The organism is Pseudomonas sp. B21-010 (assembly GCF_024749325.1).
Classification (GTDB): domain Bacteria; phylum Pseudomonadota; class Gammaproteobacteria; order Pseudomonadales; family Pseudomonadaceae; genus Aquipseudomonas; species Aquipseudomonas kilonensis.
In genome coordinates, this window is record NZ_CP087198.1 from 5,678,985 (window position 1) to 5,693,362 (window position 14,378).

A 14,378-nucleotide genomic window follows, 5' to 3' on the forward strand; every position below is an offset into this window, starting at 1 on the left:
AGCTCGCGGCGCGGGAGTGGGCGCGAGACTGTGCCGGGGATGGCAGAGGAAATAAGTCAGGTAAAGAAGCGGGGGGTGTAGGGCAATTCTCTAAATTAGGCCAACGTTGCCAGAATTTCGCCAAAACCCCTTGGTTTCTGTCGCGGTGTTTATAGTCATCGACGGGGTTCGCACGCCAAGCGTTTGAATTTAGCGAATCGCCCTACATCCTTTGTCCCCTTCCACTGACTGAATTCAACTGTCATCCACGGCAGAGTCTCGCGTCCGCCCCCGCACCGAGATTCCTGCATGCCCAACTACGACAAAATTCTTGCCCAGGGCAATGTCATTGGTTCGCTGGTGATGGCAGTCATGGACTCGGATCACCCGGATGTCGAGGCGGTGCTGCACGACTTTCGCCACTGCCTGAACGACTACGACGCTTGGGCGGAAGACTTCTGGACCGGCCAAGCGCTAGACATCGAGCAGGTGTTCAAGGTGGGCAACGAGGTGTCCCTCGCGCCCGCAAAAAATGACAGCGAGCAGTTCAGCGCCGTAGTGGCGAGGTGTCCGGCACAAGGCCCGCTGACGTTGGTGCACATGTTTCAGGCCTCGCGTTTCGTCCCGATCGGCAACACGCCGGTGACGCTCGAACCGATTATTGAGGGCGAGCCGGGGAAGGAAACCTTTGGCGAGCCAGTCCCTCACGTCATCGGCCCTAGCGGTATTTTGGAAATACCCGAATGCGACCGAGGCCAGCGTTACCGCATCACCTTTTTTCCAAATGTCACGACCGATCATGTCAAGGCGCTGTACGCGTCCTACCAGCTCGTGATCGTCGAACTCGAAGGTTGGCTGAAAACCGAGTGGAACGAGTTTCAACCGCTCTGGAAGGAATTTTCTGAAGGCGGCTTCGTGAAGCGCTTCAACGTGTTGCAACAAGCTGAGCAGCGTGGTTTTGAAAGAACTGTGTATGGGCTGTGGGACAGCGTCAAACAGGTCTTCGATCTGTTGGCGGATTTGCGGGCCAACAGTGAAAAGCTGCTGGAATTCCTCACCGAGGCCGAGCTTGAGCAACTGCTGAAAGCCTCATCGGAGGCGATTGCCAAAGGCCTGATGATCCTGAGTGATGAGCCCTTGCTCCTCGTCTACACGGCGGCCTTCACCAGTTGGTTGCGGATGATGCCGCCGCAGTACAGAGCCGAGGTCATGGGAGAAATGCGCGCCTCGGTGCTGATCAATTTCCTCTTGGCGGCAGTCACCGGTGGCCTGGGCGTAGGCCTGCACCTGAGCGGCAAGGCGCTGCACTTGATCCGCTCGGAACGGGCCCGCGAGTGGTTGCAGGCATCGAGCCAGCGCTTGGGCCAACTTGGCGGCGACAGCCTCAACAAACATGCCGATGCACTGAAGCCGGTAGTCATCGCCGGCCGAGGGTCGTCAGTGGGGCCAGCGCCTGTCAGGCCGTTGCAGATCACCGCTGGGGATTCCGCGCCGCTGTCGGTCAGCAATCCGGCCCCAATCGTGCGGGAAAAATCCCAGGCCGCTGCGCGACTGAGCAAATACGAACCCCACGACGACGCTTCCACCCAATCAAAAAACCCCAACGGCGACCCCGCCGACAGCGCCGCCCAGACCCGCACCCACGGCTGCCCAGTATCGATGGTCACCGGCGAAGAACTGCTGACCCTGGAAGACGGCACCCTCGACGGACGCCTGCCGTTTGTCTTCACCCGCCTCTACCGCACCAGCGCCGCCGAACTGGACGCAGGCCTCGGCCTCGGCTGGAGCCATGCCCTGGCCCATCGCCTTTTGATCGAAGGCGAGGAAGTCATCTGGATCGACCAGGAAAACCGTCGCACCTCGTTCCCCCGACCGAACCTACAACGTCCGGCGATCCACAACAGCCTGGCCCGCGCGGCGATCTACCTGAGCAGCGAGCCGGACGAACTGATTGTCGCCCAGCCCGGCGAAGGCCCCCCTTTCCTACACTTTCGCAACGGTCATCTGATCGCCCTGAGCGATCGGTACGACAACCGCCTGACCATCCAACGCAACATCTACGGCGATATCAGCCGCCTGGACAACGGTGCCCAGCGCAGCCTGCGCCTGCGTTACGAGCATCGTCACCTGGTCGCCATCGACTACCAGAGCTTTCACCCCGAACGGCTGCCAGATGAAGCCTGGCGCACCGAACAGACGCTGGCGACCTACCGCTACGACGCGCGTTGGCGACTCATCGAAGCGACCAACGCCGCCGGTGAAAGCGAACGCTACGACTACGACGACCGACACATAATCCTGCAGCGACAACTGGCCGGTGGCGCGAGTTTTTATTGGGAATGGCAAGGCGTCGGCCTGGCGGTCCGCTGCGCTCGGCACTGGGCTTCGTTCGCGCAGATGGACAGCCGCTACACCTGGAGCGAGGACGGCAGTGTCATTGTCCAGAACCTCGATGGCAGCCAGGAAGTGTACGTCCACGACGAGCGGGCGCGGCTGGTGCGCCAGGTCGACCCCGATGGCGGCGAGCACCTCAAGGCCTATGACGAACAGGGCCGATTGATCGCCGAACAAGACCCGCTCGGCGCGGTAACCGAATACCGCTACGACGAAGTCGGACGGCTGGTGGCGCTGATTCCGCCTGAAGGCGAGCCCACTTCCTACGAATACCGCAACGGTTTCCTGCACGCCCGGCAGCGGGGCAAAGCCGTGTGGACCTACCGGCGCAATACCCGAGGGGACGTGATCGTCCTCATCGAGCCGGAAGGCCGGCGCACGGAATATGCCTACGACGCCCATGGGCAACTGCTGGCGACGTATGACCCGGACGGCGGCGAACATCGCTTCACCTGGAGTCGCCTGGGCCAACTGACCGAAGAGATCCTGCCCGACGGCAGTCGCCGGTGTTTTTCCTACGACGCCCTGGGGCGTTTACTCAGCCGCCAGGACGAACACGGCGCGCTCACGCACTACCAATGGGACGCCGTCGGCCGCCTGCTGCAGGTGACCTTGCCCAACGGTGCCACCCGGACCTGGCGCTACAACGCCTACGGCAAGGTCACCGCCGAGTGCGATGAACAAGGGCGTCTGACCCTCTACGAATACGCCGACGACCTGCACCTGATCAGCCGCCGCCTCAACCCCGACGGCAGCGAGCTGAAATACCGCTACGACTCGGCGCGGCTGTTGCTGACCGAAATCGAAAACGAATCCGGCGAAAAATATCAGCTGGACTACACGCCCGGCGGACTGATCCGACAGGAAACCGGCTTCGACGGCCAGCGCACCGGTTATGCCTACGACCTCAACGGCCACCTGCTGGAAAAAACCGAGTTTGGCGCCGATGGCAACCAACGAATCACCGCGTACCAACGCGACACCGCCGGCCGCCTGCTGCGCAAAACCTTGCCGGACGGCGCGACGATCGATTACCGCTACGACGCTCTCGGACGCTTGGTCAGCGTCGACGACGGCCACTGGCCGCTGGCCTACGAATACGACGCGCAAGACCGGCTCGTCGTCGAACACCAGGGCTGGGCCACCCTGCGCTATCGATATGACAGCGTTGGCCGCTTGATCCATTGCCGCCTGCCCGACCACAGCACCCTCGACTACCGCCACGCACCGGGCGGCGCGCTGTTTGCCATCGACCTCAACGGCACGTGCCTGACCGAACACCGTTACAAAGGCGGGCGCGAACGGCAACGCCAGCAAGGCCTGCTGCTCAGCGATTACACCTACGACGAACAGGGTCGCCTCAAAGCCCAGACCGTGTGGCAAACCCAGCAGCAACAACTTTTCTGGCGCGACTATTCCTACAGCGCCAATGGCAACCTCGCCGCGCTGTCCGACACACGAAACCGACGCAGCTACCAGTACGACGCGCAAGATCACCTGCTGCGCATCGACTACACCCACAGCCAAGCCCCGGAACATTTCGCCCACGACCCAGCGGGCAATCTGCTGATGATGGACCGCCCCGGCCCGACCACCCTCAAGGGCAACCGCCTGCTGATGGAGGGCGACCGCCACTACGACTACGACGCCTACGGCAACCTAGCTCGCGAACGCCGCGGCAAAGCCCAGTGCCTAATTACCGAGTACCGCTACGACAGCCAGCACCGCCTGATCGGCGTCACCACCCCGGACGGCAACGAAACGTCCTACCGCTACGACGCCTTCGGCCGACGCATCAGCAAGACCGTGGACAGCCAGACCACCGAATTCATCTGGCAAGGCGACCAAGTCATCGCCGAAAGCAGCAACAGCCACTACCAAAGCTACGTCTACGAGCCCGGCACCTTCCGCCCCCTCGCACTGCTCGAAGGCGAAGGTCCGGAAAAAGCCACGCCGTTCTACTACCACCTCGACCACCTCGGCACACCGCAGGAACTGACCAGCCACCAAGGTGAAGTGGTTTGGGCGGCGCGCTATAACGGCTACGGCAAACTCACCGGACTGCTGCACGGCGACGGCAAGCGACTGGAGCAACCGCTGCGCTTCCAAGGGCAGTACCACGACCGGGAAAGCGGCCTGCATTACAACCGGCACCGGTACTACAATCCGGAGACAGGGCGGTATCTGACGGCGGATCCGAGCAAGCTCAAGGGAGGGCTTAACGCCTATCGCTACACCCTGAACCCGACGGGGTGGGTGGATCCGTTGGGGTTGGTGGATTGTCCGGGGAATGATGGGTGTAAAAAGCCGGCGGTTGGGGAGCAAGATCCGGCGGCTAAAGTCGGGGTGGATGAGGGATCTCCACCACCTCCGGCACCACCAAAACCAGACAAATGGAGTCGGCACCCTAAAAGTATCCAAGACCAGATGGCCCTAGAGTCTGCGAAAGCGGACAAAGGCCTTGTAATTATTGAAGAACTAGACGATCCAAATTACTACAAAATGGAGAAAATGGAACTAAAAGTAAAATCAAAAAACAGGAATGACTCCGTAGTGCATTATGTTCGTGACCCGAGCACAGGCAAACTGATGGACTTTAAATTTAAAAAGCACAGTACCGACGACATAAAGCCATGGGGCAATGACCCCTCGGTACCACCTGGGATTTTTGAGAAATGAAAGCCACATGCATATTGAACAATCTAAGTAGTAGCGCTCTGACGCCAGAAACAGCTGCCCGTCTGAAACGATATATATCCTTCCCCGATGGTGAGTTGAATCTCGTGATTGGCAAAGAATATATTGTTTATGGGGTGGAGTTTCGAGACAACTGCCCTTGGTTATACATCTGCATTGATGAGTACGATGAGTACCCAATACCGCTTGCAGCAGACTTCTTCAAAATCACTGACGGACGCCTTTCATCCCACTGGCAGCTCAACTTTAAAGTGACCAATACCGGAAGAAACAAAACCCAGTTAGTTTTTTTTGAATGGGCTACTGATAACTTATTTTATGAAAACCTTATCTCGGGCGACGATCACGCTGAGGTCATTTTCGACAAGTATAGAAAAATTATGGACGCAGAGTAGCTAGGACAGTTTACTGATGCGCACTTCCGGCAGGCAATCCCATAAAATGATCGCCAAAAAAATAACTATTGAGCTTCACGGAAAAATCAATCACGCAACTCTTGAATACGACAGAGGAGATATAGCTCTGACAGTAAAAATTCCTGGAAAATCAGAGAAAACATACACAGGCCTTGATTACTACACATGCCTCGGCAAGGTACGACAAGATTTCCCCAACATTAAATTTCTGTGCAAGGGTTCGAAAATCAACGTCTACCCTTCGCGTATGTGCTCGCAAATGGCTAGCGGACTAGTAGCTTACGAAGTCTCTTGGGGCAAAGCCGCAGGCAGGGAGAACATAGTCCAAATCTTTGATTACGAGGACAAAAATTTAGTCACCGACATTAACATTCAGCTAGATTATCACAAGCGATGGCTGCTATCTCTACACGAAGACTCGTGACACCTGCAATGATATTGATGGTTCATTATGCACGTGAATTCTCAAGTGTAGGACTCTAACCGCGTAAAAAATTATGCCATTGCATGCCGGGGGGAGCACACATACCGCAATCACAAACACCGCGCCATAAGCCACTGCTCTTCCCCCCAAGCCTCAAAACGCTCCAGCACGTCCCAACCCAGCTTGGCGTAATAATCACGTTGGCTGTGGGTGTGCAGGAACAAGGTGATGATTCCAGCCTCTCGCGCATGGCTGCAGATGCCTTCGATCAACTGCGCTGCAAGCCCTCTGCGTCGAGCCTCTGGGGTGATGAACACACACGCCAGCCACGGGCCCAGCTCAGGCTGGTCAGGCAGGTCGTGGCTGGCAAGTGAAGCGCCGCCGAGCAACTGGTCGTGTTCCATGGCGATCAGGCACTTCCAGCGGCCATCGTGCTGCCCCGCAGCGAATTCCTGCTGCCAACTGGCGAGGGATTGCTGGGCGAATTCATAACTGAACTCCCGATGGAGCCACTCGGCCATCTGGTCGCTTTTATCCATGTGGTTAGTGAGCCAATCCATCTGCAGCATTTGAAACACTCCTTGTATTTAGTCAGCCGGCTGCTGACCCGCTTTGCTCGAAAGAAGACACCCGCGAGCAGGGTCCGTTAACCCGTTTATGATCCGAGAGTGTTACAGCGTCCGAATCAACGCTTCGGCGTGCAGACGAAACACAACATAAGCTTCATCAAAGCTCGGGCGGACATTGCCAAAAATCAGCGGCATGAGCTTCGCGTCATACTGGCTACGAATCTGCGCATCCGAACTCGCCTGATGGAGAGCGCACTGCATGACATTTCCCGGATCGTCAGCAAATGGAGGAAACTGCCGACCAAATTCGAGCGCATCAAACTCCACCAGACGTTTGAAACCGAGAGCGGCTCGTTCGCCGACAGCCAGATCGCCACGGCTTATGCAGTAAACATCATAGATATGCCGCACCAACGTATCGTCCCACGGCTGGAGCATCGCTCCGGCTTGGTGTTGGGCGTAGCGGCGAAGAAACGAAATGACTTTCTCCGCAAGCGTTTCCTCAACCGCTACGCAGGCAATATCACCCAATCGCCCAGACCTGGCGGCGAGTCGATTGACCAGGTACTCCAGCGGCTGCTGAGTCACTTCAAACTGTGGGATTCGCGCAGTCAGCTCAAGGCTTAGATAAGGGCGCAAACTGGTGTCGTGAGGGTATTGCGGAGCATATTGCCAACGACTGGCGAAGTATCGGTTTTCATTCCGGGCAACACGCGCTTCCACTATTGCCTCGAAACCGAGCTCGGCGAGGACATGACAAACCTGAGCCTTCAGGTTGCTGAGATGCCGCTTCTGAGCCGAGGCACTTAACGCATCAGGCTCGTCCAAAACGATCTTTAAGTCGACGTCCTCCGACATACGCTCGATCAGTTGGTAAGCCTTCGACAGGCTTGTGCCGCCGCAAAACACCAGGCGAACACCTGGAAACCGCATCCCCATCAGAGCTTGCAAAGCATCCGTCAGGGGACGTCTTTTTCCAGGATGCTAGCCGTAAGCAGCCCGACATCGACCTCAGCCAACACCGCATCGATTAACTCGACCTGTTCAGGCGTGATGATTTTCATAAACGACGTACCGACCACCGAAGCCGAGCTTGCGATTAATACGCCGTGAACCTGTGTCAAAAACGATGCCGGCGGGTAGCTGCAAGCTATCGCTGGCGTTGTATTCACGCACTGCGCGTCCCGCCGTGATCTTCACGCCAAGCTTTTGCAGAACCAAAGGTGCCAAGACTTCAAGGGGGCGAACCGGTATCGGCTTGCCCGTAAGCACACTGGCCTTGGCCTTTGCGAAGACACCCACGCCGAGCTTGACCAATACACCGTTGGCCACCAGATGACGCAGCGCTCGGGATACCTGCGCGGGGCTGCCGAAGTCGGAAAACTCGGAGCGTAGAAACACATCGTCCTTTCGCAAGGCGATTGATCTTTTAAGCCGCTCTTCGATAACCATGGCTTACCTCCCGGCAGCACCTAACAAAAATTAACTCTCAACAGATTGTTTTATAAGGAGATTTAAATACAAATAGTGCTCACAGCTCGCTCAGTATAAATCAGAGTCAAAACATCGGCCAATGCAGCCTTGAAACAGGATCGCATGCACAGCGCACAATTCATTTCAGGCACAAAACCTGTAGGAGCGAGCTTGCTCGCGAATGCGGTGGGTCAGCCGCCATTGAGGTTGACTGAAACACCGCATTCGCGAGCAAGCTCGCTCCCACATTGGTTATTTCTTGCACAGATCATGGGTTTTAGATGCCTATCCGCGCTCATTCTCGAGAAATACCCGCCTGCAAGCCCTCAACCTATCGTAATCTCGCACCTGTATAAGCCCAGCCCCGCAACCGGCCGAGATCTCACCCCGATGCCCTCCATCTACCAACTCAAACCCGCCTTTCAAAACCTGCTGCGCCCCATGGTCCAACGCCTCTACAACAACGGTGTCACCGCCAACCAGGTCACGGTGCTCGCCGGCATCGTTTCGGTATTGGTCGGCGCGGTCATCGCCTGGTTTGCCAGCCATCCGTGGATCTTCGTCCTGGTGCCGATCTGGATGTTCCTGCGCATGGCGTTGAATGCCGTGGATGGCATGTTGGCGCGGGAGTTTGGCCAGCAATCGCATCTGGGCGCCTACCTCAATGAGCTATGCGATATCATCGCCGACGCGGCCCTGATCCTGCCTTTTGCCCTGTTTGCCGATTCCAGTCTGTTGCTCGTGTTGTTGGTCACGCTGTTGGCGTTGTTCAGCGAATACGCCGGCGTGCTGGGGGCAATGGTGGGGGCTTCGCGGCGCTATGACGGGCCGATGGGCAAGAGTGATCGCGCCTTTGTGTTGGGCGTGTTGGCGACCGGCATTGCCCTGGGTTGGCTCGGGGCGCTCTGGGTCGATGGTGTGATGGCGGTAGTTGCCGCCCTGCTGGTTTATACCTTGGTCAATCGGGTCCGTCATGGCCTGGGCCAAGTGAAGGAAAACGCTCCCTCAGCATAAAGGAACTTGCAATGCGCGAAGCCCAGGAACTGACGTTCACCACCCACGATGGCGTGGAGTTGTTCTACCGGCACTGGCCGGCTGTCGACGCGGCCGCGGGTGAGCCCCGCCAGGCTGTGTTGTTGTTTCATCGTGGTCATGAACACTCCGGGCGCATTGCGCACCTGGTGGATGAACTGGACCTGCCCGGGTTCGACTTCTTTGCCTGGGACTCACGCGGCCATGGCCAGTCGCCTGGCGAACGGGGCGACAGCCCGAGTTTTGCCACCAGTGCCCGGGATGTGCAGACTTTCTGCGATCACATCGGCGCGGCGCATCAGATCGACGAAGCGAACATCGCCGTGGTCGCACAAAGCGTCGGCGCGGTGATCGCGTCCACCTGGGTCCACGACTACGCGCCGCGCATTCGCTCGCTGGTGCTGGCGTCGCCGGCGTTCAAGGTCAAGCTCTACGTGCCGTTCGCCCGTTCGGGCCTGGCGCTGATGCGCAAGTTCCGTGGCAATTTCTTCGTCAACAGCTACGTCAAGGCGAAATTCCTCAGCCATGACCCGGAGCGCGTGGCGTCCTACGACAGCGATCCGTTGATCACCAAGGCCATTTCGGTGAACGTGCTGCTGGGCCTGTACGAAGCCGCCGACCGCGTGGTGGCCGATGCCCAGGCGATCCAGGTGCCGACGCAACTGTTGATCTCCGGATCGGACTTTGTCGTGCACCGCAAACCCCAGGAGCAGTTCTTCGAGCGCCTGGGCAGCCTGCACAAAGAGAAACACATCCTGCCGGGCTTCTTCCACGACACCCTCGGCGAGAAGAACCGCGCGCCGGCCGTTGCCAGTGCCCGCCGCTTCATCCTGCAGAACTTTGCCCGACCGCTGGACCGCCCTTCCCTGCTGGACGCCGATCGCCTGGGCGCGACCTGCGCCGAAGCCGAAACCCTGGCCACGCCGCTGCCGCACAACTCGCTGCGCGACCTCTACTGGCGCATGACCCGCGCCAGCATGCGCTTTGGTAGCAAGTTGTCGGCCGGGGTGAAGCTGGGCTTCGACACCGGGTTCGACTCCGGCAGTACCCTGGACTACGTCTACCGCAACCGCCCCACCGGCACCTCGGCGCTGGGCAGGATGATTGACCAGAACTACCTGAACTCCATCGGCTGGCGCGGCATTCGCCAGCGCAAGCTGAACGTCGAGGAGCTGCTGCGCCTGGCGATGGCCGAATTGCGCGCCCAAGACCGCGAGGTGCGCATCGTCGACATCGCCGCCGGCCATGGCCGCTACATTCTCGAAGCACTGCAAGGCGTCAGCCCGTTGCCCGAGTCGATCCTGTTGCGCGACTACAGCGACATCAACGTGCGCGACGGCGGTGCGCTGATCGTGGAAAAAGGCTTGGGCGATATCGCGCGATTCGTCAAAGGCGATGCCTTCGACCGCCAGGATCTGGCGGCGCTGGAGCCGAAACCCACCCTCGCCGTGGTGTCGGGCCTGTACGAGCTGTTTGCCGACAACCAACTGGTCGGCGGCTCCCTCGCCGGCCTGGCCGAAGCTGTGGAGCCTGGCGGTTTCCTGGTCTACACCGGCCAGCCGTGGCACCCGCAACTGGAACTGATCGCCCGCGCCCTCACCAGCCACCGCGCAGGTCAGGCCTGGGTGATGCGTCGACGCACCCAGGCGGAAATGGATCAATTGGTTGAGGCGGCGGGCTTCCGCAAGATCACCCTGCGGGTCGATGAATGGGGCATTTTCAGCGTTTCGCTGGCCCAGCGAGTGCAGTAATGAGCGCCGTCATCGCCCCGGCCCGCGAGCCCGCACTGCTGAAACCGGCGGTGCTGTGGCTGCTGTTGCTGGCGCCGCTGTTCTTCACCACCTATGGCTTCGCCACCTGGGTCACGTCCCAGCGTGACGACGTCGGCACGCTGGTGTTCGCCTGGGAAAGCCACATGCCGTTCATGGCCTGGACCATCGTGCCGTACTGGTCGATCGATCTGCTGTACGGCCTGTCCTTGCTGTTGCCCACTAGCCGCGAAGAACTCAAGCGCCACGCCTTGCGCCTGCTTACGGCGCAGGTGATTGCGGTCAGTTGCTTTTTGCTCTGGCCGTTGCGCTTCACCTTCCCCCGCCCGGAAATGGACGGGGTGTTTGGTTGGTTGTTCGAAGTGCTGGCGGGTTTCGACAAGCCGTTCAACCAGGCGCCGTCGCTGCACATCGCGTTGCTGGTGGTGCTGTGGGTCTGCTATCAGCGGCATCTGCAGGGCTTCTGGCGCTGGGTGATGCACGGTTGGTTCGCGTTGATCGGCGTGTCGGTGCTGACCACTTATCAACATCACTTCATTGACCTGCCCACGGGCGCGTTGGCCGGTTGGCTGTGTGTCTGGTTGTGGCCGCTGGACCGACCGAGTCCGCTGCTGAGTACGCGGCTGGCGACGGATCCTGCCTGCCGACGCTTGGCCCTGCGTTATGGCTTGGGCGCGGCGGCGCTGTTCATCCCGGCGTTTGCCTTGGGCGGCGCGTGGCTCTGGCTGATCTGGCCGGCGGTCGCGGTGCTCGTGGTGGCGCTGAATTACCTGCTGTTCGGTGCCGACGGTTTCCAGAAGCGTGCCGACGGCCGCTTGAGTCCGGCGGCGCGCTGGTTGCTGGCGCCCTACCTGGCGGCGGCGTGGATCAATTCGCGCAGCTGGACGCGCAAGCATCCGCAGCCGGACCAGGTGGCGGATAACGTCTGGCTGGGGCGAATCCCCACGCCGATGGAGTTGAAGGACAGCGCGTTTACCGGCGTGCTCGACCTCTGCGCAGAACTGTCCATGGACAGTACGGGCGTTGCCTATCGCTCGTTGCCAGTGCTCGACCTGACCGCACCGACCGCCGAGCAATGCCTGAAAGCGGCAGAGGCCATCGAAAGCCTGCGCCAGCACGGTCCGGTGCTGGTCTGCTGCGCCCTGGGTTATTCGCGCAGCGCCACGGCGGTGGTTGCCTGGTTGTTGCACAGTGGGCGGGCAGCGAACGTTGACGCGGCAATCGTGCAAATCCAGCGCGCTCGGCCGCGTATCGTCTTGCACGCGGCACACCGTCGCGCGCTGGAGCAGTTATCCACAGCACAGGGGAATGTCCATGATCACTGATATGGAGCTCCACACCGTGGCGAGCCTGTTGCGCCGGGGGCATTCGCTGGACCAGCTGTCCACCGGGCTGACGCTGCTTGGGGCGCTGCTGGGGTTGGGGCAGTGGCTGGTGGGCGTTATCGATCCGTGGTTGCTGCTGTTGAGTGCCACACTGATCGTCCTCGGCGTGCTGGAGAAATACTGGGCGCTGCGCGTGGCATTCGATGCCGATCTGTTCCAGCGCATGGCTGACAGCACCCAATCCCTGGCCGAACGCACCTATACCTTGGACCAGGCCCTCACCTCGCTGGGCCTGCAACCGGCCGCACGTGCCGGCCGTCTCTGGACCGAACGCCGGCACGGCGCGTTGTTGCTGCTGCGTCGGCAATCGCGGTTGCTGGCCATACAAGTTGTCTTGGTACTGGGCTTCATCCTGGCCAGTCCCTGGTTAGCTTCAGGTATGTAGGAGCTGGCGAAGCCTGCGATCTTTTGATCTTGATCTTCTGCTCTCGACTCAATGGGCTGTGGAAAGATCGCAGCCTCGCTTCGCTCGACAGCTCCTACAAGAGCCCAGCGGGAGCAAGCTCCCTCGCCACAGTTATGCTTATGTTTCTCAGGACAAGGAATCCTCATGTTCGAACCCGTGGTCGCTAACCTCATCACCTCCGCCGCCCGCATGGTCACGGGCGCTCGCAGCCTGTGGCTCGGCTGCGCGCCGACGCCGGTGCAACGGATCTACTTCGCCAACCACAGCAGCCACGGTGACTTCGTGTTGCTCTGGGCCTCGCTGCCGCCGGCGCTGCGCAAGCTCACCCGCCCGGTAGCGGGGGCCGATTACTGGCAAACCAGCCCGATGCGTCGCTACATCATCAACCGGGTGTTCAACGGCGTGCTGGTGGACCGTGAGCGCAAGGATCCTTCCTACAGCCCATTGCAGCCGATGCTCGATGCGCTGGAAAACGGCGACTCGCTGATCATCTTCCCGGAAGGCACACGCAATCCGGAGGAAGGCCTGTTGCCCTTCAAGAGCGGAATTTATCACTTGATGAAAAAACACCCCGAGGTCGAGGTGATCCCGGTGTGGATCGCCAACCTCAACCGCGTCATGCCCAAAGGCCGCGTCCTGCCTCTGCCGCTGTTGTGCACCACCAGTTTCGGTGCGCCGCTGTGCATCGAGGAAGGTGAAAGCAAAGAGCAATTTCTTGAACGCAGCCGCGCCGCGCTGCTGGCACTGGCCCCGGAGCACGTCTGACATGGATCGATATACCCTGATGTTGTTTGGCGGGATCGGCGCCATTCTGGTGCTGGCTTCGTTGATCGGTTTCATTCTCAGGCTGCGGACCAAAGGCGCGCCGAACTCGGTTATCGATAACCTCAACGCCCGGATCAATGCCTGGTGGATCATGGTGCTGGTGATCGGCATCGCGTTCTGGCTCGGCAATGCCGCGGTGATCCTGTTGTTCTACGCGGTGTCGTTCTACGCCCTGCGGGAATTCCTGACCCTCACACCCACCCGACGCAGCGATTATCCAGCCCTGGTGGCCGCGTTCTACCTGGCACTGCCGCTGCAATACCTGTTGATCTACTACGACTGGTACGGGCTGTTTTCGATCTTCATTCCGGTGTATGTGTTCCTGCTGCTGCCGATCCTGGCGTCCCTGGGCGGCGACAGCACGCACTTCCTGGAGCGCGCTTCCAAGGTTCAGTGGGGCTTGATGATCGCGGTGTTCTGCATCTCCTTCGTCCCGGCCCTGCTGACGTTGGACATCGCCGGTTTCGAAGGGCGAAACCTGTTGCTGATCGCGTACCTGGTGATCGTGGTGCAGCTCTCGGATGTGTTGCAGTACGTCTGCGGCAAGCTGTTCGGCAAACACAAGATCGCGCCGAACCTGTCGCCCTCGAAAACCGTGGAAGGGTTTGTCGGCGGCATTTTCCTGGCCTCGTTGATCGGTGGCGCGCTGTGGTGGATCACGCCGTTCAATCCTTGGCAGTCGTTCCTCATCGCCTTGCTGATCAACTTGCTGGGGTTTGCTGGCGGCATCGTCATGTCAGCGATCAAACGCGACCGCGGCGTCAAGGACTGGGGCCACATGATCGAAGGCCACGGCGGCATGCTCGACCGGTTGGACTCGGTGTGCTTCGCGGCGCCGATCTTCTTCCACCTGGTGCGGTACTGGTGGACCTGAGGAAAGTTCTTCTGTGAACACCTAAATCTGTGGGAGCGAGCCTGCTCGCGATAGGGACATGTCAGTCAACATCAATGTTGGCTGATCCACCGCCATCGCGAGCAAGCTCGCTCCCACAGGGGGTTCAGTGTTTGA

The 14,378-nt window shown here is 59.7% G+C and carries 12 protein-coding genes; 9 read left to right on the top strand and 3 right to left on the bottom strand.

All coding sequences use genetic code 11. From position 1 onward, the window contains the following. The first annotated feature begins 288 nt into the window (after window positions 1–288). From LOY50_RS25330 to LOY50_RS25340, 3 genes are read left to right on the top strand one after another with little or no spacing between them, the layout of a single operon-like run. Window positions 289–5,052 carry an RHS repeat-associated core domain-containing protein gene (locus LOY50_RS25330; RefSeq protein WP_258689480.1) on the top strand — a complete coding sequence of 1,588 codons (4,764 nt, stop codon included), beginning with the start codon at window positions 289–291 and terminating at the stop codon, window positions 5,050–5,052. Continuing rightward, a complete protein-coding gene (locus tag LOY50_RS25335) occupies window positions 5,049–5,465 on the top strand; it encodes a hypothetical protein (protein WP_258689481.1) in 417 nt (138 codons plus the stop codon). Before LOY50_RS25330 ends, LOY50_RS25335 begins: the two co-directional genes overlap by 4 nt. Before the next feature lie 16 nt (window positions 5,466–5,481). Then, on the top strand, window positions 5,482–5,910 hold the full coding sequence (locus LOY50_RS25340; RefSeq protein WP_258689482.1) for a hypothetical protein: 429 nt from the start codon (window positions 5,482–5,484) through the stop codon (window positions 5,908–5,910). A gap of 110 nt (window positions 5,911–6,020) precedes the next feature. On the opposite strand, the gene LOY50_RS25345 is transcribed toward LOY50_RS25340, so the two are convergent. The 3 genes from LOY50_RS25345 to LOY50_RS25355 form a co-directional block, all read right to left on the bottom strand. Then, on the bottom strand, window positions 6,021–6,479 hold the full coding sequence (locus tag LOY50_RS25345) for a GNAT family N-acetyltransferase (protein ID WP_214512520.1): 459 nt from the start codon (window positions 6,477–6,479) through the stop codon (window positions 6,021–6,023). A 102-nt stretch (window positions 6,480–6,581) separates the two neighbouring features. Then, a complete protein-coding gene (locus tag LOY50_RS25350) occupies window positions 6,582–7,430 on the bottom strand; it encodes a nucleotidyl transferase AbiEii/AbiGii toxin family protein (protein ID WP_258689483.1) in 849 nt (282 codons plus the stop codon). 93 nt (window positions 7,431–7,523) lie between these two features. Next, the gene (locus LOY50_RS25355) at window positions 7,524–7,931 is read right to left on the bottom strand and encodes a DUF6088 family protein (protein WP_003205962.1); all 408 of its coding nucleotides are present in this window, start codon (window positions 7,929–7,931) and stop codon (window positions 7,524–7,526) included. A gap of 411 nt (window positions 7,932–8,342) precedes the next feature. On the opposite strand from LOY50_RS25355, the gene LOY50_RS25360 reads away from it, so the two are divergent. The 6 genes from LOY50_RS25360 to LOY50_RS25385 all read left to right on the top strand — a co-directional run bounded on the left by LOY50_RS25360 (window position 8,343) and on the right by LOY50_RS25385 (window position 14,243). After that, entirely contained in the window at window positions 8,343–8,966 is a 624-nt protein-coding gene (locus tag LOY50_RS25360) for a CDP-alcohol phosphatidyltransferase family protein (protein WP_214512521.1), read from the top strand. 11 nt (window positions 8,967–8,977) lie between these two features. After that, window positions 8,978–10,735 (top strand): bifunctional alpha/beta hydrolase/class I SAM-dependent methyltransferase, encoded by a 1,758-nt coding sequence (locus tag LOY50_RS25365; protein WP_258689484.1) that lies wholly within the window; start codon window positions 8,978–8,980, stop codon window positions 10,733–10,735. Next, complete coding sequence (locus LOY50_RS25370) at window positions 10,735–12,078, top strand: phosphatase PAP2/dual specificity phosphatase family protein (RefSeq protein WP_258689485.1); 1,344 nt, start codon at window positions 10,735–10,737, stop codon at window positions 12,076–12,078. The genes LOY50_RS25365 and LOY50_RS25370 overlap by 1 nt, the downstream gene beginning before the upstream one ends. Beyond that, on the top strand, window positions 12,068–12,523 hold the full coding sequence (locus LOY50_RS25375; RefSeq protein ID WP_253469763.1) for a hypothetical protein: 456 nt from the start codon (window positions 12,068–12,070) through the stop codon (window positions 12,521–12,523). The genes LOY50_RS25370 and LOY50_RS25375 overlap by 11 nt, the downstream gene beginning before the upstream one ends. Before the next feature lie 165 nt (window positions 12,524–12,688). Further along, window positions 12,689–13,309, top strand: coding sequence for a 1-acyl-sn-glycerol-3-phosphate acyltransferase (locus LOY50_RS25380; protein ID WP_214512525.1), 621 nt, complete (start codon window positions 12,689–12,691; stop codon window positions 13,307–13,309). Between the two features lies 1 nt (window position 13,310). Continuing rightward, the gene (locus LOY50_RS25385; RefSeq protein WP_003205974.1) at window positions 13,311–14,243 is read left to right on the top strand and encodes a phosphatidate cytidylyltransferase; all 933 of its coding nucleotides are present in this window, start codon (window positions 13,311–13,313) and stop codon (window positions 14,241–14,243) included. Window positions 14,244–14,378: the final 135 nt, after the last annotated feature.